At 64.4% G+C, this 24,101-nt stretch carries 23 protein-coding genes; 16 read left to right on the forward strand and 7 right to left on the reverse strand.

Features of this window, described 5'->3' with window-relative positions; all coding sequences use genetic code 11:
- Positions 1–2: 2 nt before the first annotated feature.
- Together E2484_RS09870 and E2484_RS09875 are read right to left on the reverse strand one after the other, a co-directional pair.
- Positions 3–209 (reverse strand): hypothetical protein, encoded by a 207-nt coding sequence (locus tag E2484_RS09870; protein ID WP_137285022.1) that lies wholly within the window; start codon positions 207–209, stop codon positions 3–5.
- Positions 206–1,810, reverse strand: a complete 1,605-nt coding sequence (locus E2484_RS09875; protein WP_137285023.1) for a TrkH family potassium uptake protein — start codon at positions 1,808–1,810, stop codon at positions 206–208. The genes E2484_RS09870 and E2484_RS09875 overlap by 4 nt, the downstream gene beginning before the upstream one ends.
- 292 nt (positions 1,811–2,102) lie before the next feature.
- Between E2484_RS09875 and E2484_RS09880 the strand changes: the two genes are divergently transcribed.
- Positions 2,103–2,585: a hypothetical protein gene (locus E2484_RS09880; protein WP_137285024.1), complete on the forward strand. Its 483-nt coding sequence runs from the start codon at positions 2,103–2,105 to the stop codon at positions 2,583–2,585.
- A 7-nt stretch (positions 2,586–2,592) separates the two neighbouring features.
- Here E2484_RS09880 and E2484_RS09885 read toward each other — a convergent pair whose 3' ends face one another.
- Positions 2,593–3,336: a winged helix-turn-helix transcriptional regulator gene (locus E2484_RS09885; protein WP_137285025.1), complete on the reverse strand. Its 744-nt coding sequence runs from the start codon at positions 3,334–3,336 to the stop codon at positions 2,593–2,595.
- A gap of 212 nt (positions 3,337–3,548) precedes the next feature.
- Between E2484_RS09885 and E2484_RS09890 the strand changes: the two genes are divergently transcribed.
- Together E2484_RS09890 and E2484_RS09895 are read left to right on the forward strand one after the other, a co-directional pair.
- The gene (locus E2484_RS09890; protein WP_137285026.1) at positions 3,549–3,992 is read left to right on the forward strand and encodes a universal stress protein; all 444 of its coding nucleotides are present in this window, start codon (positions 3,549–3,551) and stop codon (positions 3,990–3,992) included.
- Positions 3,989–6,280, forward strand: coding sequence for an amino acid permease (locus E2484_RS09895; protein WP_137285027.1), 2,292 nt, complete (start codon positions 3,989–3,991; stop codon positions 6,278–6,280). The genes E2484_RS09890 and E2484_RS09895 overlap by 4 nt, the downstream gene beginning before the upstream one ends.
- 193 nt (positions 6,281–6,473) lie before the next feature.
- Here the strand turns inward: E2484_RS09895 and E2484_RS09900 are convergent, their stop codons facing one another.
- The gene (locus tag E2484_RS09900) at positions 6,474–8,408 is read right to left on the reverse strand and encodes a molybdopterin biosynthesis protein (protein WP_137285353.1); all 1,935 of its coding nucleotides are present in this window, start codon (positions 8,406–8,408) and stop codon (positions 6,474–6,476) included.
- Between the two features lie 403 nt (positions 8,409–8,811).
- On the reverse strand, positions 8,812–10,077 hold the full coding sequence (locus tag E2484_RS09905; RefSeq protein WP_137285028.1) for a molybdopterin molybdotransferase MoeA: 1,266 nt from the start codon (positions 10,075–10,077) through the stop codon (positions 8,812–8,814).
- A 94-nt stretch (positions 10,078–10,171) separates the two neighbouring features.
- Between E2484_RS09905 and E2484_RS09910 the strand changes: the two genes are divergently transcribed.
- From E2484_RS09910 to E2484_RS09955, 10 genes are all read left to right on the forward strand, one after another.
- Positions 10,172–10,528, forward strand: coding sequence for an Hsp20/alpha crystallin family protein (locus E2484_RS09910; RefSeq protein WP_137285029.1), 357 nt, complete (start codon positions 10,172–10,174; stop codon positions 10,526–10,528).
- 9 nt (positions 10,529–10,537) lie between these two features.
- Positions 10,538–12,211: an ABC1 kinase family protein gene (locus E2484_RS09915; RefSeq protein WP_137285030.1), complete on the forward strand. Its 1,674-nt coding sequence runs from the start codon at positions 10,538–10,540 to the stop codon at positions 12,209–12,211.
- 73 nt (positions 12,212–12,284) lie between these two features.
- Positions 12,285–13,226, forward strand: coding sequence for a ZIP family metal transporter (locus E2484_RS09920; protein WP_137285031.1), 942 nt, complete (start codon positions 12,285–12,287; stop codon positions 13,224–13,226).
- Positions 13,227–13,471: 245 nt separating this feature from the next.
- Positions 13,472–14,590 (forward strand): aminotransferase class I/II-fold pyridoxal phosphate-dependent enzyme, encoded by a 1,119-nt coding sequence (locus E2484_RS09925; RefSeq protein ID WP_137285032.1) that lies wholly within the window; start codon positions 13,472–13,474, stop codon positions 14,588–14,590.
- 233 nt (positions 14,591–14,823) lie between these two features.
- Entirely contained in the window at positions 14,824–15,093 is a 270-nt protein-coding gene (locus tag E2484_RS09930) for a hypothetical protein (protein ID WP_137285033.1), read from the forward strand.
- Between the two features lie 272 nt (positions 15,094–15,365).
- Positions 15,366–15,746: a translation initiation factor IF-5A gene (locus tag E2484_RS09935; protein WP_137285034.1), complete on the forward strand. Its 381-nt coding sequence runs from the start codon at positions 15,366–15,368 to the stop codon at positions 15,744–15,746.
- Positions 15,747–16,592 (forward strand): agmatinase, encoded by an 846-nt coding sequence (gene speB / locus E2484_RS09940; protein ID WP_137285035.1) that lies wholly within the window; start codon positions 15,747–15,749, stop codon positions 16,590–16,592.
- Between the two features lie 241 nt (positions 16,593–16,833).
- A complete protein-coding gene (locus E2484_RS09945; RefSeq protein ID WP_137285036.1) occupies positions 16,834–17,601 on the forward strand; it encodes a Nif3-like dinuclear metal center hexameric protein in 768 nt (255 codons plus the stop codon).
- A gap of 5 nt (positions 17,602–17,606) precedes the next feature.
- On the forward strand, positions 17,607–18,029 hold the full coding sequence (locus tag E2484_RS09950; RefSeq protein WP_137285037.1) for a DUF488 domain-containing protein: 423 nt from the start codon (positions 17,607–17,609) through the stop codon (positions 18,027–18,029).
- A 313-nt stretch (positions 18,030–18,342) separates the two neighbouring features.
- Complete coding sequence (locus E2484_RS09955; protein WP_137285038.1) at positions 18,343–19,404, forward strand: deoxyhypusine synthase; 1,062 nt, start codon at positions 18,343–18,345, stop codon at positions 19,402–19,404.
- A 111-nt stretch (positions 19,405–19,515) separates the two neighbouring features.
- Here E2484_RS09955 and E2484_RS09960 read toward each other — a convergent pair whose 3' ends face one another.
- Complete coding sequence (locus E2484_RS09960; protein ID WP_137285039.1) at positions 19,516–19,818, reverse strand: hypothetical protein; 303 nt, start codon at positions 19,816–19,818, stop codon at positions 19,516–19,518.
- A 150-nt stretch (positions 19,819–19,968) separates the two neighbouring features.
- Here E2484_RS09960 and E2484_RS09965 point away from each other — a divergent pair, with 150 nt between their 5' ends.
- Entirely contained in the window at positions 19,969–20,541 is a 573-nt protein-coding gene (locus tag E2484_RS09965) for a SprT-like domain-containing protein (RefSeq protein WP_170977309.1), read from the forward strand.
- Between the two features lie 319 nt (positions 20,542–20,860).
- Here the strand turns inward: E2484_RS09965 and E2484_RS09970 are convergent, their stop codons facing one another.
- Complete coding sequence (locus tag E2484_RS09970) at positions 20,861–21,553, reverse strand: glycosyltransferase family 2 protein (RefSeq protein ID WP_137285041.1); 693 nt, start codon at positions 21,551–21,553, stop codon at positions 20,861–20,863.
- Between the two features lie 693 nt (positions 21,554–22,246).
- Between E2484_RS09970 and E2484_RS09975 the strand changes: the two genes are divergently transcribed.
- Positions 22,247–23,005 (forward strand): IclR family transcriptional regulator, encoded by a 759-nt coding sequence (locus E2484_RS09975; RefSeq protein WP_170977283.1) that lies wholly within the window; start codon positions 22,247–22,249, stop codon positions 23,003–23,005.
- 120 nt (positions 23,006–23,125) lie between these two features.
- On the forward strand, positions 23,126–24,100 hold the full coding sequence (locus E2484_RS09980; RefSeq protein WP_137285043.1) for an ABC transporter permease: 975 nt from the start codon (positions 23,126–23,128) through the stop codon (positions 24,098–24,100).
- The last annotated feature ends 1 nt before the right edge of the window (position 24,101 follow it).

Genomic DNA, 24,101 nt, shown 5'->3' on the forward strand with positions numbered 1-24,101 from the left:
GTTCACGATTCCGTCGTGGCCTTGAAAAAGGTGTATCCAATAAACGTCGCGAGGTAACTCACTGTCAAGAGCGTCGTGAGTAGCGACCGGCCGACGAGAGCGACGAAGACTATCAGGAGCGGTCCGGCGAGGAGTAACGAGTCGAACACTCGGTCGCTGGGGCCTGCGGCGAACAACTCGCCGACGATCGGAACGCTATCTGTCTTCATTTGTACCCTCCGAACCGCGTGAAGGCTCCCCGAAGGAGAACCAACACGGGGATGATTTCGAGGCGGCCGATCCACATGTTGAACAGGAACATCACCTTCGCGGGCGTCGGCATGCTCGGTCCCGTGATGCCCGACGAGAGACCGACGTTTCCTTGCGCACTCGCGACCTCGAACAGGACGTTTTCGAGCGTGAATCCGTCGGTACCGCCGACGGGAAGAACGACGAGCAGAACGAACGCTCCGAGCGCGAGAAACACGAACCAGAGGAACGTGATGATGGCCGCCTCTTCGAACTCCTTGGACGCCTCCTCGTCCGAGAGTTGCCGACCATCGAGGCTGAAGGTCCGTACCGCGGAGGGAGGGTAGAAGACGTCCTGTATTCGGAACCTCGTTCCTTTCACGAGCGTCAGTGCACGGACGAGTTTGATACCGCCGACGGTCGAACCCGCGGCGGCACCGACGACCATCCCGAACGACACGAGCAGTTGGGCCTGTGGCGACCAGTCGGTCCCGAGTGACCCGGCGGTCTGGAAACCGGTACAGGAAGCCGCCGACACGAACTGGAAGGCCCCGTATCGGAACGACTGGAACAGCGACGCGACGGTTCCGTTCAGCGTGACACCTCCGAGAACTACCGACGAAGGCGCGTACACGTCGTTCGAGTGGAGTATCGCCGTGAGACCGAGCGTTCCCACGGTGAAATAGAGGAACACCCATCGCGTCTGGAGGTCCCGGTAGAAGTTCCGTAGGTCGCCCTGCAAGATGAGGTAGTGAACCGGAAACGCGATGCTTCCGAGGACCATGACAGGGAGCAGAGCGAAGTCGATAGCGACGCTGTCGTAGGTCGCAATGCTGTTGTCCGTAATGGAGAACCCACCCGTTGCGAGACCGGTCATCGCGTGGTTGATGGCGTCCCACATCGGCATCCCGGCGACCCACAGTAGGAGAACGGAGACGAACGTGAACAGCAGGAAGATCCACCAAATCGTTCGGACCGTCGAGACGATACTCGGGTGAATCTTCTCCGAGCGGGCTTCGCTCTCGTAGAGGGTGAGCGACCCGCTCCCCGGCCGGGCGAGGATGGCGGTCGTGAGGACGATGACGCCCACGCCGCCGACCCACTCGATGAACGACCGCCACCACTGGAGCGTGTGGGGCAGGGAACTCTCGTCGTCTGTCATCGTCAATCCCGTGCCGGTGAATCCTGACATCGACTCGAAGAACGCGTTGAGCGGGTCGCGAAACGCCGCGAGTGTCGAAGCCGCCCGCCCGGTCAGGTTCGGTGTACCGAGGACACCGGGGTCCAGGTGAACCGTCCACGCAACGAGTAGGAACGGTAGTGAGCCAAAGAGCGCGACGAAGAACCATCCCGACGCGGCGATGGTCATCCCGTGGAGTTGTCCGGGGTCGGCGGCGTCGGCGTATCGCGCGGTGAGCCACTCTCCGATCGCGAACGGAACCAACCCGGAGACCGCTATCGGCGGTATCGCGTAGTATTCACCCCAGACGAGCGGAATCAGGAGCGAGGCGAACGTAAGCACTGCGAGGGCTTCGAGCATCCGCCCGAGGTCACGACCGATAGTCTCGAATTGGCGGTTCATCTCTACTCGTCGTCTTTCGGTCGGGAGACGACGTGAGCCGAAAGTCCCTCGGTCGAACTCCACGTATCGTCCTGCCGCACTGTTCCACGTATTGCCATCACTACGCAAGACCTGACTGAGATGGCTTAAAACTTCTCATCAAGAAAGGAGAGTTATAAGTGGGGTTCGTATACTGTACCTAGTTTTATACGCCAGCGTGGAGTGCTCCCCACTAAATGACAGTATTATTGGGGATAACTCGTCGCTCTCGTCTTCAGGAGGTGGTCGGTCCGAGTTCCAGTGGAGAACAGCGATGGACCGACGAGAAAACGACCAGCGGGCACTCGGTGACTCCCTCGTTGCAATGACGCCCAGTCCCCCCGACAACGACCGTCCGACTCACACGTGGGCCGGCGACGTAGCCCACTGGATCAGCGGAGGATGTCGAACGGTACTCCAACTTTCGTTCGACGGTGTACTACTCTCGTGTATCGGTCTTTTCCTCTACGTACTCTTCGGTGTTCTCGGTCTCTCCACTACCGTCTGGACACCCGACTACCCCGTCCTGTCTCCCACGTCCGACCCGTATTTTGCCGGACTCGCGTTCATCGCTGGCTGTTTCACCTGTCTCTGCACGGGGTCGTTCGTCGTCATCGCGACGCCGTTCGGTAGAGACACCGACGAGAACGCCCTCGCAGTGTTCTGGGCGCTCGTGGGGTTCGGCTTCGGTGCGAGCGTCCTCCGCTGGACTGCTCCAACGGTGTTCCACGGTTTGATGGCTACCCTTCCGTGGTAACTCGGACCTACGACCCGTCGAACGCGGCGATGGTCTCGTCGCCGATGCCGGTCCGCGAGAAGAGCGTCACCACGTCGTCCGGGCGGACGTGCGTGTCGCCCTTCGGCGTGAGCATCGCCTCGTCGCGCTCTATCGAGATGATGAGTGCCTCCGAGTCGATGATATCCCTCTGGTTCGCCTCCTGAAGCGTGAGACCCGCAATCGGGGCCGACTTGCCGACGGCCAGTTCGACGACCTCCGCGCCGCCCGAGAGGTTCATGAAGTCAGTTATCGAGTGACCTTCGCCCTCGTCTTCGGGACCGAATGCGTCGTAGGGGCCGCAGTACTCCTGCTGAACGAGATTCTCCTCTTCGATTTCGATACCGAGACCCGCGAGGTCGCGGGCGGTCCGCGAGAGGTCGGCCATGTCTTCGCCGACCGCAGTGACGTGCAGGTTGCCACGCCCCGTCATCAGTTCACGGACGCCGATGACGCCGGGGATGTCGGCGACCTGTTTGGCGATGCGCTCGCGGTCGGGAACGTCGGTCGAACAGATGAAGAGATTCGTGAGCCGACGTTCGGCGCGCTCGTAGTCGATGCGCGCGTGGTACCCCTCGACCACGCCCTCGTCTTCGAGTTGCTCGATGCGGTTTCGAATCGTTCCCGCCGAGACGTGGACCTCTTCGGCGATGTCGGGCGCGGAGACGCCGCGCGCGTCTCGCGCGAGATGATAAAGGATACGCTTGTCTATTTCGTCCAAGCGAACGCTCATACTCCGATTTCGGCGTAGGCGGATAAACCGCTTCTGACTTCTCGTTCGCCGTGCCAGGGCCGATACCGACGGACCGAGCGGGTGGAAGCGATCGTGTTCAACTGGGGCCGAATACGGGAACGAGGAATTAGAACGGAGGAATTTACGGTTACAAAAGCACCTTTATATACAATAAGGATTAAACAGCCTCTCAAGACCAGGTATCGACACACATGACAGACAATCTATTTCGACGAATCGTTCTCCCAGTTGCGTCCGAAGCGGACGCCAGAACGACCGCCGAAAGTGTTCTCCCTCGACTCCGCGACGAGGCCGGTGACGTACTGGCGGTCCACGTCGTCGAGAAGGCTGGGGGTGCGCCCGACAAAGCCTCCGTCGAACAGCGCGAGAGCCAAGCACGTGACGTCTTCGCGGTAGTCGAGGAGGCGCTCGCTGGAGAGGGAATCGACGTCGAAACAGAAATCCTGTACGGAACGGACGTCGCCCAGACGATTCTCGACGCCGCCGACGAGTTCGACGCGTCGGCCATCGTCTTCACGCCTCGCGGCGGCAGTCGGTGGCTCAAACTGCTCACGGGCGACACGGCTACGGGGTTAATCGAGAACGCCGACCGGCCGGTCGTCGTTCTGCCGAGCGGCGAGGGAGGTGACGGATGACGGACCAGGAACTCGCCCGCGACCTCGGCTTCCTCGAAGCGTACACCATCGGTCTCGGCACGATGATCGGCGCGGGTATCTTCGTCCTGCCGGGCATCGCCGCCGAGGCGGCGGGACCGGCGAGCATGATTTCGTTCACCATCGGCGGTCTCGTCTCGCTACTCGCGGCGCTCTCGCTGTCGGAGTTGGCGACGGGCATGCCGAAAGCCGGCGGTAGCTACTACTACGTGAACCAGTCGCTCGGGAGTTTCTTCGGGAGCATCGTCGGGTGGGGCATGTGGGCCGGCCTGATGTTCGCGTCGGCGTTCTACATGCTCGGGTTCGGTCAGTACCTGACCTACTTCGTCCCGATGGGTTCGACCGGCGTGGCCGTCGCCGCGCTCGTCATGGCCGCCATCCTGACGGGCGTCAACTACTACGGCGTCAAGGAGACCGGCGCGCTCCAGAACGTCATCGTCCTCGCGCTGGTCGGCCTCATCGTCGTGTTCATCGCGTTCGGCCTCCTGAACGTCGATATGGAGACGCTCGCCCCGTTCAACCCCAACGGCTGGCCCGCGGTCGCGGCCACCGCCGGACTCATCTACGTCTCGTTCATCGGGTTCGAGGTCATCGCCACCAGTGCGGAAGAAATCAAGAATCCGAGTCGAAACCTCCCGCTGTCGATGATTGCGGCGGTCGTCACGCCGACGCTCCTCTACGTGTTGGTGATGTTCGTCAGCACGGGGACCCTCTCCATCGACGTCCTCGCCGACACGAACATTCCGGTCGCCCGCGTGGCCGAGACGATGATGAGTTCGTTCGGAACGCTCGAACTCGGGCCGGTCTCGCTGTCGATGGCCGAGGTGGGCGCGTTCGCCATGGTGGTCGGTGCGATGCTGGCCACGGTGTCGAGCGCGAACGCGTCCATCCTGTCGGCGGCACGGGTCAACTTCGCCATGGGCCGGGACGAGATTCTCACTAACTGGCTCAATCAGGTTCACGACCGATTCCGGACGCCCTACCGGGCCATCGTCGCGACCGGCGCGGTCATCCTCGCGCTCATCGCCAGCGGCGTCCCCATCGGGACGCTGGCGGAAGTCGCGTCCTTCTCGTATCTCGTCACCTACTCGCTCGTCCACGTCGCAGTCGTCGTGATGCGCCGGGCCGACCCCGCCGACTACGACCCGGCGTTCCAGATTCCGAGCGTCCTCTACCCGGTCGTCCCTATCGTCGGATTCGTCGCCTGTATCGCCATCCTCCTCCAGATGAGTTTCGTCGTCCAGGCCGTCGGTGTCGCTATCGTCGTGGTGGGTATCGCGTGGTACTTCGCGTACGCCCGCGACCGGGCGATTACCGAGGGACTGGTCGGTGAGGCGATCGCGCCGGAACCGACGACTGCGACGGACGGCAAAGGAAACTATCGCGTCGTCGTCCCCGTCGCCAATCCGGATACCGAGCGTGACCTGCTCCGGTTGGCGGCCGCCAACGCGCACGCCCACGAAGACAAGGCCGCCGAAATCATCGCCGTCAACGTCATCGAAGTGCCACAGCAAACGTCGCTCTCGCAGGACGTCGAGTTCGAGGAAGAGCGCGTCCAGCGCCAGCAGGAACTCCTCGATGCGGCCCGAGACATCGCCGAAGACCTCGACATCGGTATCCGGACGCGAGCAATCGTCGGGCGGAACGTCGGCGACGTCGTCGTCGACGTTATCGACGACGAGCAGGCCGACCACGTGCTGATGGGTTGGAAGGGGTCGCGGAGCGCCCGCGAACACATCCTCGGGTCGAACATCGACCGGGTCGTTCAGGACGCACCCTGCGAGGTCACGCTGGTGAAACTCGCGACGACCGAACGCGACGATACGGTCGAGGACGTCGTCGCACTCGCGGGTGAAGGTCCTCACGCACCCGTGGCGGCCCGCCGAGCCGCCGAGTTCGTTTCGACCACCCGCGGAGACGCCTCGCTCACGTTACTCAACGTCCAGCAACCCGACGAGGAGTCCGACCCGCGGGAGCGCGGCGAGGAGGTAATCGCCGACGTGGCGGAGCAGGCCGGCATCGAGTACGTCGACTACGAAACGAGCGTGATAGTGAGCGAAGACGTCGAAGAGACGCTGCTCGAATCGGTCGCGGCGTTCGACACGGTCTGCGTGGGTGCGACCCGCTCGGGGTCGGTCTCTCGGGCGCTGTTCGGGTCGATTCCCGAGACCATCGGCGAAGAGGTAGATTCGACCGTGGCGATGGTTCGCGGACGGAAGGAGACGACGCGCAGCGTCCGAGAAGGAGTCATCGACCGGTTGAACGAGTAGCGGGCGGGTTGGCGGTCACGACCTGTCCGTCTTTGAGACAGGAGAATCTTTCTCTGAGAAGTGATTTCGTTTGCTTTCAGTGATTATACGTTGGTGGGGGGAGAGTGGCCGCGAGTGTCGGGGAGAAGCGGTCTTCGAAATCCCCGCCCGGTCGCGCAACGGGGCGGCAGACGGTAGTTAGCGTCACCGGGTGCTACCGACCGAACCCCGGCAGATTGGCGAGAACGGCGTCCAACTCCTCGTCCAGCACTGCCTCTAGTTCCCGGACGCCGGGTTTCCCCGCGCGGTCGGGATTCGCCAGCACCCGGACCGTCTCGGTACCGACCGGCACGAAGTCGAGCCCCAGTTTCTCGGCGGTCGCGCGCAGGCCGAGTCCGGCGTCCGCCTGCCCTCCGGCGACCTTTCTGGCGGGACTCTCGTGGGCCTTCGCCGCGAGTTCGAAGCCGTCGATGGACTCCACGAGGTCGTGGCGGGTCGCGCCGCGCTCGTCGGCGAGGTCGGCGAGCGCGTTGCCGAGGGTGGTCCGGAGGCCGGAATCGCTCCCCCGGTTCACGAATCGCAGGTCGCGGTCCACCAGGTCCGCGAGGCCCCCGACCTCCTCGGGGTTACCCGCGGGCACGACCAGTCCCCACTCGCGCTCGTAGGTCCCGAGTTCGGTCGCGTCGATGCCGCGGTCGTCCGCGGAGTCCGTCGACGTGACCGCGACGTCCGGCACGCCGTCGCGGAGTCTGCGCAGTCCCTCGCGCGACCCGACCGAGAGGTAGCGCGGTCGTTCGAGGGCGTCCAGCAAGCGCGCCAGCGCGGGGTCGTCCTCGCCGACGCCCAGCACCGTGGGCGGGCGCACGTCGGGCGAGAACAACTGGACTTCGACGGTCTCGCCCTCGGCGACGTAGGCGGTGTCTGCCGGCACCTCGACCACGCCGTCGGCCTCCACGAGGCTGGTGGTCGCGCCGCTTCCCTTGTCCACGGCGTAGGCCAGTAGGCTCCCGGTGGCGCTACTCGCGTTTTCCGAGGCGCGGTGCGCCTCGCCGTCCTCGACCAGTCCGACGGGCATCATCCGCATCCGGCCCTCTCCGTAGCGCTCTTCGGCGGCCATCCGGGCCTCGACTGTCGCCGTCACGGGTTCCGGAACGCCAGCGGCCCGCCGAATCGCGGGCGCGACGAACGTCCGGAAGATGGTGAGCGCCGAGACGGGGTAGCCCGGTAGCCCGACGTAGGCCGACTCGCCCACGCGACCCACGAGCATCGGCTTGCCGGGCTTGACCGCCACGCCGTGCATGAGGAGTTCGCCGCGCTCCTCGATGACCCGGTAGATTACGTCCACCGCGCTCGCGCTGGTCGAACCGGACGAGAGGACGAAGTCGCACTCGTCGGCGGCCTCCCGCAGAATCCGCTCCATCTCGTCGTAGTCGTCGCCCGCGTGAGGGTAGAGTTCGGGGTCGCCGCCCGCCTCCTCGACCGCGGTGGCGATGGTGTAGCTGTTCACGTCGTAGATCTGGCCCGCCGCGCTGTCTACCGACTCGCCGGGCCGGACCAACTCGTCGCCGGTCGAGACGATGCCGACAGTGGGCTTCCCTCGGACCGGGACCGACTCGACGCCGAGCGCCGACAGCAGCCCGATTTCGCGGGCCGTGAGCCGCGTGCCGGGACCGAGTGCGCGCTCGCCGGCCGCCACGTCCGCGCCCGCGAGCATCACGTGGTCGCCCGGCGCGACGGCGGTGCGAACGAGGACGGAACTGCCGTCTTCCGACTCTTCCGTGCGCTCGACCATCACCACGGCGTCCGCGCCAGCGGGCATGACGGCGCCGGTCGAGATTTCTACGGCTTGGCCCTCGCGGACTTTCACGTCTGGTTCCTCGCCCGCGTGGACCGTCCCGGCGAGTTCGAGGTTCGCGGGTTCGGTCTCGTCAGCGCCGAAGGTGTCGCGGGCGCGCACGGCGTAGCCGTCCATGCTCGCGCGGTCGAACCCCGGCACGTCGAGGTCGGCGTCGATTCGCTCGGACAACGTTCGTCCGCGGGCGTCGGCGAGGGGGACTTCCTCGGAGTCGGGCGTGAGGTCGAGGCTGGCGATCGCGTCTCTGGCGTCTTCGGGGTCCGAGAGGTCTCTGAACTCCTTTCTGTCGGTCATCGGTTTCGGTCTCCTGATTCTCGCTGGGTCGGTGTTTTCGGGGTCGTTCGACGGGTACTGGTCGGAGAAGCCGGATTGGTCGCAGAAGTCGGAATCGACGAGAAGGGCTGGGAAGCCCCCGCCCGCCGAGCAGTCGCGCCGTCGGCGCGACGACGCCAGCGCGCGCCGGTCGCTGGCCGACCAACCGTCGCGTTTCGTGGTCCTTCGCATTCACCGTCCTCGGCGGACTGAAAGGGCGAGCGCGCTCCGGGAACCCCGACGACGTAAGCACTGGAGGGCGTCCCGGCAGGGTCGCCCGAAGCGCGCAACGGGTCGCGGGGGCGGAGCGCGCGAGGGCTTTCGAGGCAGTCGTCACGACCGACTCGTTCGCGGTAACGTCGCTGAGACGAACTCGTTTGCATCGTCACGCCGACCACTCCCAGTCCTGAACCGCCACGGTCTCGCCCTCTGGAATCCCCTCGCGGCCCTCGGGCACTTCGACCCACCCGTCGGCCAGTGCTACGCTGGAGAGGACCCCGGACCCGGAGGCCCTGGTCGGCGTCGCAATCCGCTCGCCCTCTTCGTCCCCCTCGCGCAGTTGCACCCGGGCGAACGTCCGGATTCCGGGTTCGCTCCGAATCTTCCGGTCCAAGCGCGCCTCGGTCGTCGGGAACGACTGGCGGGGAAGGCCGCCGATCTCCTTCATCGCGGGCCGGAGGAACTGGACCGCGTTGATGATGCACGCGACGGGGTAGCCGGGGAGCATGACGACGGGAGTCTCCTCGACCACGCCCACTGCGACCGGGTGGCCGGGCTTGAGCGCGACTCCGTGGAACAGGATCTCGCCGAGGTCCGAGACGACTTCGGGGAGCAGGTCGCGCTCGCCGACGGAGGACCCGCCGGTCGTGACCACCACGTCCTTGGTCAGGTCGCGCTGGATGGCCGCCCGGAGCGCGTCGTGGTCGTCGGTCACGACGTCGCGGTAGGTCGCTCGGCCGCCCCATCGCTCGACGTAGCGCGAGACCGTCAGGCCGTTCGTCTCGACGACTTCGCCGGGGTCGGGATTCGACTGGACCAGTTCCTCGCCGGTCGGAATCACCCCGACCGTGGGTCGCTCGCGGACCGTCACGGTATCGACGCCGACCGACTTGAGGAGGCCGAGGTCGGAGGGCCGAAGGCGATGACCGGGGTCGTAGAGGTGCTGGCCCGACGCCACGTCCTCGCCGACCGGCGCGACGTTCTCGCCCTCCGCGACTGCATCGAAGACTTCGACCTCGTCGCCGAACTCGTCCACCTGCTCTATCATCACTACGCTGTCCGCGCCGGAGGGGAGTTCGCTCCCGGTGTGGACTCGGACCGCGGCGTCCGGGGTCACCTCGTCCGGTCCGTCCTCTTCGTCGGCCTCCCCGGGGCCGCCTGCGTGCCGAAGCACCTCTGGCGACCGGTCGCTCGCGCCGAAGGTGTCCTCGGCACGGACCGCGTAGCCGTCCATCGCCGCTCTGGGGTAGTGGGGCACGTCGCGCGCCGCGACTACTTCCTCGGCGAGCGCCCGGCCGTCCGCGGCGGCGAGTGGTACCTCCTCGGTCCGGTCGTGGGGCTTCGCGGCGGCGAGCAGGCGCTCGCGGGCGTCCGCGACCCGGGTCTTGTCCTTGAACCCGGACTGCTTCCGGTCCGGTTGTTCTTCGCTCATGTGTGGAAATCCGCCTGCCGCGGGCAAAAACGTGTGGGAAAGCCCCGCAGACCGGACCACACCCTTTTTCGCCCTTCCGTCCTAACACGCAGGTATGTCAGCGCTTCGTGAGGCCATGCGGGAGTTGCCGGACGCGGTGTTCGCCGACCTGCTGGAGAGCGACGACGCCTACCTGTTGGTCATCGACCTGCCGGGGGCCAACGAGAAGACGGTGGACGTGGGCGTCGCCGAGGGGCGACTCGAGATCGAGGCGCGTCGGGAGAAAGACGTGCCGATGGACTTCTCGTACCTCCAAGAGGAGCGTTCGCTGTTCCTCGACGCCGACCTGCCACTGCCGCCGGACGCCACCGGGGCGGGCGCCGAGGCGACCATCGACCGCGGCGTGCTGGAACTTCGCCTGCCCAAGCGCGACGCCACACCGGAGCAGGAAATCCCCATCGAGAGTCGGTGACCCCGCGGGGTGGTCACACTGGCTAACCTCCGTGCGTACCGGCGGTTCTTCGTCGTCGCGTACCACTTCCTGCCGCTTCTGCTGAGTTACGCCCGCGACAGACGCCGGTACCTGCTGTTCGGCGGTCCCCGCCGCGTCGATAGCCAGACGCGCGTCGAGCGCGCGAACACCCTGCTGGAGTCGCTGTTTACTCTCGGCCCGACGTTCATCAAACTCGGGCAACTCCTCTCGACCCGGCCCGACGTCCTGCCGCCCGAGTACGTGGACGTCCTGTCGAAGCTACAGGACGAGGTGCCGCCAGCGCCGTGGGCCGAGGCGCGGGCCGTCCTCGAAGACGAACTCGGTCCGGTCGAGGAGCGATTCGACGACTTCGATTCCGACGCCATCTCCGGTGCGAGTCTCGGACAGGTCTACACCGCCGAAGTCGATGGGACGGAGGTGGCCGTGAAAGTTCGACGGCCCAACATCGAGGAGCTGGTGAACGCCGACCTCCGAGTGATTCGGTGGTCGCTTCCGATTCTGCTCCGGTTCCTCGGACAGGCCCGGGCGTTCTCGCTGGAGAACCTCGCCGACGAGTTCGATCGCACGATTCGCCAAGAGATGGACTACGACCGGGAGGCCGCCATGCTCGAAGAGATTCGGTCGAACTTCGATGGCGACGACGCCGTGGCGATTCCGGCGGTTCTCGACTCGCACTCGGGACCGCGCGTGCTGACGATGGAGTACATCGCGGGCACCAAAATCAACGACGTGGAGGAACTCGACGCGATGGGTCTGGACCGCCACGAGCTCGCGGTCAACCTGCAGGAGGCGTACCTCCAGATGCTGCTGGAGGACGGGGTGTTCCACGCCGACCCTCACCCCGGCAATCTCGCGGTGTGCGACGACGGCACCATCGTCTTCTACGACTTCGGGATGTCGGGCCGGGTGGACGAGTTCGTCCAGAACAAGATAATCGACTTCTACATCGCTGTCGCCAATCAGAACATCGACGGGATTCTCGACGCCCTCGTCGAGATGGGTACCCTCAGTCCCGAGGCCGACCGGGCGACGATGGGCAAGGTGATGGAACTCGCCATCGAGGACGCCCGCGGTGAGGACATCGAGACCTACCGCGTCCAGCAGATCGTCGAACAGGTCGAGGACACCATCTACGAGTTCCCCCTGCGACTGCCCTCGAATCTCGCGCTGGTCCTGCGGGTCGCCACCGTGGTCGAGGGAGTCTGCGTCACGTTGGACCCCGAGTTCGACTTCATCTCGGTGGCGACCGACTACCTGACCGAGCAGGGCTACCGCGAGGAGTCGATAAAGCAGTTCGCCGGGGAGGCCAGCGACCAGGTTCAGCGGTCGGTCCGGTCGTCGGTTCGGGTCCCCCCGAAACTGGAGGACGCCTTGGACCGCATCGACCGCGACGACTTCTACGTCCGGGCAGACGTGGAAGACGGCAACGACGTGTTCGAGGTGCTGGCCAAGCGCCTCGTCTACGGCATGCTGTTGGCCTCCGGGGCGTTCTCGACCGCGTTCCTCTACGCGCTGGCCGACGTGGAGGCGGCCGCAATCGCGGCGGCCTTCTCGGTGGGCATCGCGCTCCTGCTCTACCGGACCTTCCGCGAGCGCAAGGGGACGCGGGTGACGCCGCAGTTCACCCGTCACGAGATGCGCCAGCGACGAGGCGGGGAGTGAGCGTTTTAGGATAGCCAAAAACTAGTTTGCGTTTTGGAAAACTCTTTTTGAGTAGTAGTGAGAAGACCGAGACATGGGACTACTGGAGAATCTCGTGCTGGTGTTCGTCGCGGGCCTCGTGACCGCGCTGGCGACGGGACTCGGCGCGATTCCGTTCTTCGTCGTGGACGATTTCAGCGACCGCTGGAACGTCGCGCTGTGGGGCGTGGCGTCGGGTATCATGGTGTCGGCGTCGCTGTTCGGTCTCGTCAACGAGGGGTTGGCCTACGCGGCGGGCGGCTTTCCCACCCTGATGGTCGGCGGCCTCCTCACGGGCGTCGTGCTGGTGGAAGTCGCCGATTGGGCGCTCGACGCCATCGACATCGAAGGAGACGACGAGTCGTCCGAGAGCGCACACCACTCCGAGGGGAGTGACGACCACGCGGGCGAGGACCACACTCACGAGACTGAGGAGGTCCACGCGGACGGCGGCGGTCACAGCCACGACGAACACGCGATGGAGGCCGAGGCGTTCGCCGAGGGCGACCTCAAGAAACTCGTCCTCATCCTCGGCATCCTGACGGTCCACAGTTTCCCCGAAGGCGTCGCGGTGGGCGTCTCGTTCGCCGAGTTGGGACTCGAAGGGGGCATCCCAGTCCTCGGCTTCTCGGTGCCTCTCCTCGCCGTCTTCATGACCGTCGCCATCTCCATACACAACATCCCGGAGGGGACTGCCATCGCCATCCCGATGCGCGCGATGGACGTGAGCAAGTGGCGGATGGTCGGCGCGGCGGTGTTTTCGAGTCTGCCCCAACCTATCGGCGCGGTCATCGCCTTCGCGTTCGTCCGGTGGGCCAAGGAGTTCCTTCCCTTCGGTTTCGGGTTCGCCGCGGGCGCGATGATTTATCTAGTCGCCACCGAGTTCATCCCCGAGGCGCTCGAAACCGGCGAGCACCTGCCGGGAGAGGGCCACCGGGAACTGGTCGTGGGTCTCTCACTGGGCGTCGCGGCGATGGTTCCGCTGATGTACGTGTGACTCGACGAGGGTACTGGCTCCGTGGAAGTGTCCACCCTCGATTCCGCCGGACGTCTCCCGAATCGCGTCGGTCGGTCTCTCGAACGTCTACGTCTACTGGGCCGACTGTCCGGTATTAGCGCCGCTCTGGCCGCGTATCTCGACGGCTTCGACCTGCTGGAATCGCGACGTGGACGTGTCGGTGAACGTCGAGTACGGATTTCCGGCTTCCCCTGACTTTACTCCCCTCCCGCCGTAGGCCCTGCATGGACATCGCCCCGTTCGAACTCGAACGCTGGTTCGCCGAGTACGAACACGAAGCCGACATCATGCTCGCGGAAAGCGGTATCCGGAGCTTAGAAGCCGACAGGTTCGACCTGAACCCCGGAAAACTCGGCTACGTCATCCCGACCAATGGCGACCCCGAGTTCCGTTCCGAGGTGGCCGACCGATACGACCGCGAGGCCGACGAAGTGCTGTTCGCTTGCGGGGCCCAAGAGGCGAACTTCCTCGCGTTTCTCTCGCTGATGGACGAGGCGACGCACGCCGGCGATGCCGCCTCGTCGTCCGGTTCTGCGGCGCGGAACCCGCACGCAGTCGTCGTCACGCCGACCTATCAGGCGCTTCACGCCGTGCCGGAAGCCATCGGCGACGTGAGCAGGGTGTGGCTCGAACCGCCGAACTGGGAGTTGGACGTGGACGCCGTCGCCGACGCGATTCGGCCCGAAACCGCCGTCGTGGTCCTCAACAACCCGAACAACCCGACCGGGCGCTACCACCCCGAGGAGAGGGTCCGGGCGCTCTACGACCTCGCGGCGGACAACGACGCCTACCTCCTCTGCGACGAGGTGTATCGCCTGCTGTCCGACGACCCACTGCCGACCGTGGCGAGCATGGGCGAGTACGGCATCAGCACGACCAGTCTCACGAAGGCCTACGGTCTCGCTGGCCTGCGATTCGGTTGGATTGCCGGCCCCGAAGAGGTCGTAGAGCAAGCGTGGCAGTGGAAGGACTACACCACCATCTCGCCGTCCGTCTTCGGCCAGCACCTCGCCCGTCAGGCGCTCGGCGAGCGCGAGGAGTCGATTCTGGCCGAGAATCGCGAACTCGCGGCGCACAACGGCGAGCGCGTCCGGGAGTTCGTCGCTACGCACGACCTGTCGTGGTACGACCCGGTCGGCGTCAACGGCTTCGTGTCGGTTCCGGACGGATTCTCGGGGAGCGAGGAGTTCTGCCGGACGGTCGTAGAGGAAGAGAGCGTCGTCCTCGCGCCGGGCGAGCTGTTCGGCTACGACGACTACTTCCGTATCGGGTTCGGCCTGCCGACCGACGAACTGGAAGAGGGACTCTCGCGGGTCGGCGACTGCATCGAGCGACACGGCTAATCGGGGTCGGCGCACTCGTGTCGATACGACGTATCACGAATTGGAGCTATTCGTCGAAACGTTCGTAGCTTTGGTTTTGAAACTTTTAGACAGCTCTCGTCCCGTCGTAAAACGTCAGCCGCCATCGTGAAACCAGGAGAAATCGGCCATCGGTGCGGAAAACGAACAAATTTCCGCTAACGCTCTCCCCTTTATATGGGGTTGGGGGTTCTGGGTGAGAGTAGGTCATCACGATGTCGAATGCGCCCTCCCCACTCAACGAACGGACGACCCGACTTCCAGACGACACTCGCTCGGAACTGCGAGACGGCGTCGAGTCGGCGCTCGAAACGCTCACGGCTCCGTTCCGGTTCGCCGGATTCTGGTCGGCCGTGGTCCTCCCGGTCGTCTACCTGCCGATGCTCGCTGGCGGTATCACCGCCGACGAACGGTCGGTTTTCGCCGTCCTCCTCGCGGCCCACGTGCTCGCGCTGGTCGTCGGGCACGGTTACCGGAGCAACTGACGACCTCCTGACACCCCGTCGGTATCCCCGACGATGCTCCTCCGCTCTCCGTCCGCGAGTTGCCTCCCTCCCCGTTCGCTGCCCGCCCGCTCACGGTCCTCGCTGACGCGCTCCCTCCGTTCGCTTCTCTCCGCTCGCTTCTCCGCTCGGTCCGCTGACGGTATCCGTCTCCGTCCCCGATACTCTCCCGACTCGCCACGTATCGCGTCGGCCCGAAACGCTGGAAATCCCATTCCAAACCGTTTATACTACCCCGGACGCTATCCCGGCGTATGGCAAAAGAGCAGAAGGAAGTACGAGACCTCCAAGAAGGTAACTACGTGATGATCGACGATGCGGCGTGCGTTATCAACTCCTACAGCACGGCCAAGCCCGGCAAGCACGGAAGTGCGAAGGCCCGCATCGACGCCGAGGGCGTCTTCGACGGCAAGAAGCGAAGTCTCTCCCAACCCGTGGACGCCAAGATTTGGGTCCCCATCGTCGAGCGCAAGCAAGGTCAGGTCGTCTCGGTCGAGAGCGACGACATCGCGCAGGTCATGGACCTCGAAACCTACGAGACCATCACCATCAAGACTCCCGGTGACGTGGACCTCTCGCCCGACGACGAGATCGAGTACCTCCAGATGGAAGAACAGCGGAAGATTCTCGAGTAGATGTTTCCCGGCGCGTCCGCCGACCGCGAGGCGGCGGCCTACGTGGTGGTGGGTGCGCCGCTCGACGTTTCCACGACGTTCCAACCCGGTGCGCGATTCGGTCCCGACCGAATCCGCCAGTTTTCCTGGACGTACGACGACTACGACGCCCGCACCGACCGACACTTCTCGGACCTCGCGGTCCACGACCACGGCGACGTTCGAGCGTGGGACGACGCCGCGGAGTATCTGGAGTATCTGGAGGGCGTCCTGACCGACGTCCGGCGGGACGACGCCGTTCCGCTCCTGCTCGGCGGCGAACACACGGTAACGGTCGCGGGCGTGCGAGCGACCGACCCCGACACCTACGTCTGTCTCGACGCCCACCTCGACCTCCGCGAGGAGTACGACGGCAACCCGCTGAGTCACGCCACCGTGACCCGCCACGCTCTCGACGTCGCGGACGAAGCCGTCGTCCTCGGCGCGAGAACCGGGAGCCAAGCGGAGTACGAGCGCGCCAGCGAGTCGGACGTGACGGTCGTTCCTCCGGAAGACGTGGCCGACTGGACGCCGGAGTTCGGCGACGAGTCGGTCTACCTCAGCGTGGACATCGACGGTGCGGACCCGGGATTCGCACCCGGCACGGGGACGATGGAACCGTTCGGCCTCACCCCCCGCGAGATGCGCGACGTTGTCCGCGACGTCGCCGAGTCCGGCGACGTGACCGGCTTCGACGTGGTGGAGGTCAACGACCGCGACGACGGCCAGTCCGCGGCGCTCGGCGGGAAGTTGCTCCGCGAGTTCGCGTTCTCGGACGCCGACTCCTCGGTTTCGGATGCCGATTCCCCGGCGTCCGACGCCGAGTAGGTCGAACGGCGAACGGATCGGACGGACGACCGAAGCAATATTTCTGTTTCTTTTGCACCCCTTTACGTTTCCTACACAATTGACTACTAGTCTCTCGGGCACACGCTGGCACAGCGTCGTCGGGAGCGAAGCAAGGCTCGGAAGACGCGGGTCGTCTTCCGGTGACCGTTCGACACCGAACCGAGAAGACGAACGGAGATACAGATACAAGCCCCTCGCTCTGCAACTGACGAGATAGAACATGGACCTCACCGAGTTAGTCGAGCGATACGACGAGGAGCTACGTACCAGCGACTTCGCCGACGTGGACGCCAGCGCCAACGGCCTGCAGGTCGGCCCGGACCACTGCGAGGTCGAGACCGTCGCGTTCGCGGTGGACGCCGCCGAGCAGACCGTCGAGGCCGCGGCCGACAGCGGCGCGGACGCGCTCGTGACCCACCACGGTCTCTCGTGGGGTGGCATCGAGCGCGTGTCCGGTCGCCAGTACGACCGCATCGCGCCGCTCGTCGAGAACGACGTGGCGCTGTACGTCTCCCACCTCCCGCTCGACGCCCACCCCGAGTTGGGCAACGCCGCCGGAATCGCCGACCTGCTCGGTCTCGAAGACCGGGAGCCGTTCGGACAGATGGGACCGGAACACGTCGGCCAGCGCGGGCGCGCGCCCGACTCGATTCCGACCGACCGCCTGCGCGAGACCCTCGAAACCGAACTCGACCACTTCGGACAGGGCGTGCGCGTCCTCGACTTCGGCCCGGAGCAGGTCGAAGACGTCGCCATCGTGACCGGAAGCGGCGTCGATTGGCTGGACGAAGCCGTCGAGTCGGGAGCAGATGCCCTGATTACGGGCGAGGGCAAGCAGAAGGTCTACCACGAGGCGCGCGAGGCCGGACTGACCGTCTTCCTCGCGGGTCACTACGCCACAGAGACGTTCGGCGTCCAGTCGCTACAGTCGCTCGCAGAGGACTGGGGGTTAGAGACGACCTACGTCGACGCGCCGACCGGGTTGTGAGTTCGATGCCGACCGCTACGCACGAACTCCGCGACACCTACCACGCCGCGCTCCAGCACGGCCACGTCGATCCCGACGACGAGGACCTCGTGGTGGGCGTCGTTCGACGACCCGTCTACGGCATCGAGAACTATCTCGACCGAAACGTTCCGGCGCTCGCCCCGCCCGACGACTTGCTGAACGAGTTCGAGCGAGTGGTCGAGTCGGCCGACGAGACGACTCACGACGAGGCGTGGGCCGAGGTGGAGTTCGACGAGCGGTACCGCGACCACCTCCGGGACCCCGAACCGCGGCGGGCGATGGACGACCTGCTAGCGGAACTCGAATCGCGGGACGTGTGGCTCGTCTGCTACGAGAACACCGACCAGAAGCGGTGTCACCGAACGATTCTGAAGACCGTACTGGAGGAACGAACCGGCGAGGTCTGAGCCGTGGTACCGAAGAACGGTCGGCCGACTAAGTCCCGGTGAAAAGGATAATATTAAAACCCCTCCGTTCAACTTGAATAACGTGTCCGCCGGGTTTCAACAACCCGAGAAGGTTGCCGGAGCTACGGTCACGCGACGGTTCTCGGCGGAGACGGGCCGCGGCCAACCGGCCCCGACAGCCGACCCTCCGGGTGCGGCTAATTGAACCGCCGCTGGCGTCCGACCACCGCTACGCGGGCCCCCGTGGCAGTTGGCACTACAGTTTTCCGAGGGAAACCGCGGCGTTGAATGTCCTCCCCGAGTAGGGTACGGTATGAGCGACGACTCCTCCGACGAGTCTCACGACCATCACGACGAGGAACACCACAAACCGCACCGCGAGGAGTTCCACCACGACCCCATCGCCCACGCCGAGGTCGGGTCCGGGATGACCGTCGGCGAGTTGGCCGACTCCTACGGCGACGCGGGCATCGGCGCGGCCGACGTTCACCGGGCGGTGGACATCTACGCCGAGATGCTCGGCGACGACGACGTGACCAACTTCTTCGGACTCGCTGGCGCGATGGTACCGACCGGAATGCGGAAAATCGTGGCCGACCTCATCCGGGACGGTCACGTCGACGCGCTGGTGACGACCGGCGCGAACCTGACCCACGACGCCATCGAGGCTATCGGCGGCAAGCACCACCACGGCACCGAAGACCCGGGCGAGGACCGGAGTCTCCGGGACCACGACGAGCAGTTGCGCGACGAGCAGGTGGACCGCATCTACAACGTCTACCTCCCCCAGGAACACTTCGCGCTGTTCGAGAACCACCTGCGCTCGGAGGTCTTCCCCGCAGTCGAGGGCGACGGCGCGGTCAGCATCCAGCGCCTGACGGAAGCGTTGGGCCGAGCGAACAGCGAGGTCAACGAGCGCGAGGGCGTCGAAGAGGGCGCGGGCGTCGCGGCCGCGGCCTACGAGAACGACGTGCCCATCTACTGTCCGGCGATTCAGGACTCCGTCCTCGGGTTGCAGGCGTGGATGTACTCCCAGACCGCCGACTTCACGCTCGACGCGCTGGCCGACATGACGACGATTACCGACCAGGCGTTCGAGGCCGAGAAGTCGGGCGCGATGGTGGTCGGCGGCGGCGTGCCGAAGAACTACGTCCTCCAGACCATGCTGGTCTCGCCGGAGGCCTACGACTACGCGGTCCAGTTGACGATGGACCCGCCACAGACCGGCGGTCTCTCGGGCGCGACGCTGGACGAGGCCCGGTCGTGGGGCAAACTGGAGAAGGCCGCACGGAACGCGTCGGTCTACGCCGACGCGACGATTACGCTCCCTCTCGTGGTCGCGGCGGCCCGCGAGCGAATCGAGACCGAGGAGTGAGCGGTTTTCGTCGCTCGTTCGCTCGGGGCGACGAACTCCGAGTTTGCGCTCGGTAACACGAACACCGACGACCGCCCGGGGACACGAAGCACCGTCCGGGGACTGAAGGGGCTAGATCGGGTCGTCTGGGTCGTGTTCGTCGGCTATCCGCGAGGCCTCGGCCGCGTACTGCTCGCGCTCGTCGGGGTCGTCTACGCTCCCGAGGTTGTCCTCCGACACGTCGAGCGCGGCGGTAGTGTCGCGCTCGTCCGAGAAACTGGTGAGCGCGCGCTCCTTGCGGAAGTAGCGTTTCCCGTCGGTCGTGGCGTACACGAGGATGACGAGGTTCTGCTCGTCGTCGGAGTAGGTGCGCTCGACCAACCAGACTCGGACCTCCTCGTCGGCGTCGTCGTCCGCGTCGACGTCTGTCGCCATGACTGACCGGACGACCGACGCGTGCTTAGTCGTTCGGGAAACCCTCATGAGGGAGGCGTTCGTCGGGGCCGCCAAGGAGACTCCAGCGTGTCCGACTCCCACCGTCTCTCGCCCGACGACGGCCCCGAGAAATCGCCGACGGTCCGGGCGCTGGCCCACGCCGAGACCCACGAGGAGTTGATTCTGGGGTCGCGGGCGTACTGTCGGGAGGCGGCCCGCAGGTACGACTTCGACGTGGAGTTCACGCTGGTCGAGTGGGACGTCTCGACTCGCGCGAAGCGCCGGGCCGCCGCGGTCAAGCGCCCGAAGATTCCTGACGCCGAGGTCGGCGACCCGGTGGACTGGCGGGCCGCGGCCGAGCGCGTGGGGACCACGCCGTCGGACCTCCGGACCTGCACGCTCTCGCTGACGTGGGCCGCCTTCGACTCGTTCGACGTGGGCGAGTGGACGACGACGCTCCGTCACGAACTGATTCACGTCGAGCAGTTCCAGCGCTACGGCACGACAGACCACGGCCCGGCGTTCCGAGAGCGCGCCGAGACGGTGGACGCGACGGTTCGATGTCCGCCGTTCGCCGACCCGAAGTACGTCCTGACCTGTGCCGACTGCGGTGCGGTGGTCGGACGGCGCTACCGCGACTGTAAACTGGTCCGGAAGCACGACCAGTATCGGTCGTCGTGCTGTGGCGCGTCGGTGGCGTGTTCGGGACCGGACGGCGAGTGACAAATGTATTTATGTCTTAAAGACGTATTCTTATTTCTTTAGGTATCTCGAAGATTGTTCTAACTACTCCGGCGCGTGCTGTCGCGGCGCTCACGAGCGCCGCGCCAAGGCGCGCGAGGGCCGAGGACCGCAGCGTAGCGAGGACCGCAGGCGGTTGGGGAGGCGTGAGGTCCGCGGTCGCGGTTGCGGTGCTGTGCAGTGCGGGGCCGTGCGGGAGACTCCTCGGTTCAAGAAGTAGCTAGCTTCTCGCTACCTTCGAACCAGTGTCACAAGCCAATAGCTACAGAAGTAGCTTCTCCCTCTCCGTCACGACTCCCCGTCAGTAGTCCGCCCTGAGCCGCCGCCAGTCCAGTCGCAGGTAGTGATACAGCGTCCCCGTCAGTCCCGACTGCGCGACTCGCCGTCCGGAGGTCTTCGCCAGCACGTCCGGATGGTAGTCCGTCGCCCACTCCCGGCCCAACTCCCGACTGAACGCGGTGTCCTCGTTCGGGACGTTCGGAAAGCCGCCCGCCGCGAAGTAGGCGTCCCGGCGGACGAAGCAGTTGAACCCCGGCAGGACCGGCCGGTCGAGTCGCGGGAACGCGTGGTTGATGGTCGCTTCTACCAGTTTGGCCCGAATCGGGCCGACCATCCGACACCGCGAGGACGCCGCGGCGAGGTCCTCTCGGCGCGCGAACTCCAGCATCGAATCGAGGTACTCCGGCCGGAGTACGGTGTCGGCGTCCACGAACGCCAGCCAGTCGCCGTCGGTCCGCTCCGCGCCGCGATGGCGTGCATCGCCGATGTTCGGCACGAAGTCGTCGCCGCCGTCGGCGGCGGGCCGGGGTTGGTGGACCACTGCGGCGTCGTAGCGCCGGGCGACTGCGGGAGTGGCGTCGTCGCTGTCGCCGTCCACGACCACTACCTCGTAGTCGCGGGCGGTGCGCTGGTCGCGGATGCTCTCCAACGTCGCGGGGAGCGAGGCCTGCTCGTCTTTCGCGGGCACGACGAAACTGACCGCAGGGTCTGGCATGATTGTCGAGAGGCAGACGTTTTACCGAGTCGTGGTGTTCGCCGGGAAGGAGTAAGGGTCTTTTCACCGGAGCCGATAGGTCGAGGTGGCCGATGACGAGGCACGCGCTCCGAACTGGTCTCGGCAACCAGTCGTGACGAGCCCTATGAGTGCCGAGGCCCCATCTTTGGTACCAAAGACCATCGGGTGCGCCCCCGACCTCGTATCTAGTAAAACTAACTGTTCTGGAACAGTGCGATCTCGTGACTTCCATCGAACTCCTGCTCGCGTGGGTGCTCGTCGCTGGACGCCTAGCAATTACACGGGATTACGTGGACAGAGTACAAGCCCAATGCAGTCTGGCTCTCGAAGCGTGTCCGCCGCAGCAACAAGCCATCCCGGGAATTCGAAGACTACGCTCTGGAATTCCTCCACGACTGGCTCTACTCAAATCCCGATTCACTCGTCGATAATGGATGACTCGAGAACAGGAGCTGAACCGCCGCAACAATACTATGACGTCGCGGGTTTCCCGGGGCGCGCCCGTGGTCGCCGTCACGGACGGTCAAACTGATGTGAGTCAGTTCACCGACCACGTCCTTGATACCCCCGCGACCCTCCCCTGACGCACGCCAATCCTCGTTTCCTTCAATACTGAATCTAGATTCAGTATAGTAAAAATATAAGTGGGTGATGTGGCTAGTAGAGTCCGACATGGAGGATGAATCTGGAGACCAAGTGAACTCGGTCAGCCGTACGTTTGATATTATCGAGGCACTGAAGAAGTTGAACGGTGCTGGCGTTTCCCAAGTCGCTGAACATGCGGGGATTCCGACGAGCACCGCCTACAACTATTTAAATACGCTTCAAGCCCGGGAGTACGTCGTGAAAGAGGGTTCGGAATACCATCTCGCGAACCGTTTTATTCATTTGGGAGATTTCGCAAAGAACCGTTTGCAGCTCGTCAACGTCGTCAAACGGGAAATCGAACCCCTCCTTGAGGAGACCGGTGGGACTGTGAACGTCGTTGTTGAGGAGTTCGGCCTTGGTATCTACGCCTATAGTCGTACGGCGGCTACCGGTCTCCAAAACTTTGCACACGTCCGAAAGCGAGAGCATTTGCACAGCACCGCTGCTGGTAAGTCGATACTTGCAAATCTGCCCGACGGGCGCGTCACGGAGATCCTTGAGACGAGAGGCGTCCCTCAGAAGACGTCGAGCACAATCGTGGACGAGGAGGAACTCTATGAGGAACTAGCGAGGATCGAAGAACGCGGATACGCGCTCAATGATGAGGAGAATACGCCGGGTATCCGGGCTGTCGGCGCACCTATTAGGACCGGCGAAGAGACGTGTGCAGCGGTGAGTGTCGCTGGTCCCCTCAACCGGTTCACGGACGAAATGTTCTACGAGGAATTGCCGGGTCTCGTCCGGAATACGTCCAAGTCTGTCGAGGTTGACATAATGAGCTAATCTGAATCCGCATCCAGATATGCGAAAAGCTGTTTCAGCACTTCTACCCTCTGTTTTCGGCGTTTAAGCGGGTTGTTATACCGCCAGCTTTATTAATGAAATAGCTGGACATGTGTTAGCATGGGATTCGGTGACTATGCTGCAAAACGGCTACTGTTAGCAATCCCCGTGTTACTGGGAGTTTCAGTAGGCGTATTCCTCCTTATCAAGCTCTCGCCGGGGGATGTCGTATCCGCAATACTGCCGCCACAACAACGCACCCCCGAGAACATCCAGCGACTCCAGGATCGACTTGGATTAGGACAGCCGTTGTACATCCAGTACTTCGAGTGGCTGAAACATGCACTCCAAGGCGACCTCGGACAGTCGTATGCGCTTAACAATCAGGTGACGGAACTGATCCTTGATCGCGTCTGGCCCACAGCGCAACTGGCCATCGTCTCTCTGCTCATCGCTATGCTGATCGCCGTTCCTGCTGGCCTTCTTAGCGCCGTCTACAAGGATACGTGGATTGATCACGGGAGCCGGATCTTCGCATTTCTTGGTATCAGTATCCCCCCGTTCTGGCTGGGAATCATGCTCATCATGGTGTTCGTTCTCTTCTGGAAGGGATGGTTTGGCGCACCATTACTCCCAATCAGTGGCTACGTAGCGCCAACCGAGCAGCCGGTGCAATGGGCGAAGAGCATTATCGCTCCCGGGATCACGCTCGGCGTAGGGTACGCTGCGCTCACTGCGCGGATGACCCGTTCTGCCATGGTCGAAGTGATGAACGAGGACTACGTGCAGACCGCTCGGTCGAAGGGCGTGAAAGAAAGCGTGGTAATGCTTGTGCACACCTTTCGGAACGCTCTCATTCCGGTCGTCACCGTGCTCGGACTCCAAATCGGGTTCCTGTTCAATGGCTCTATTGTCGTTGAACAGATCTTCAAGTGGCCAGGTATCGGACGTCTTCTCTATAACGCTGTGTTAAACCGTGATTTGCCATTAATCCAAGGAATCATCCTATTCGTAGCCATGGTGTTCGTGCTCGCAAACCTCTTTGTGGATTTACTCTACGCGTATCTGGATCCGCGAATCAAATACGAGGGATAAC

Source organism: Halorussus salinisoli (genome assembly GCA_005239435.1).
Taxonomy (GTDB): Archaea; Halobacteriota; Halobacteria; order Halobacteriales; family Haladaptataceae; genus Halorussus; species Halorussus salinisoli.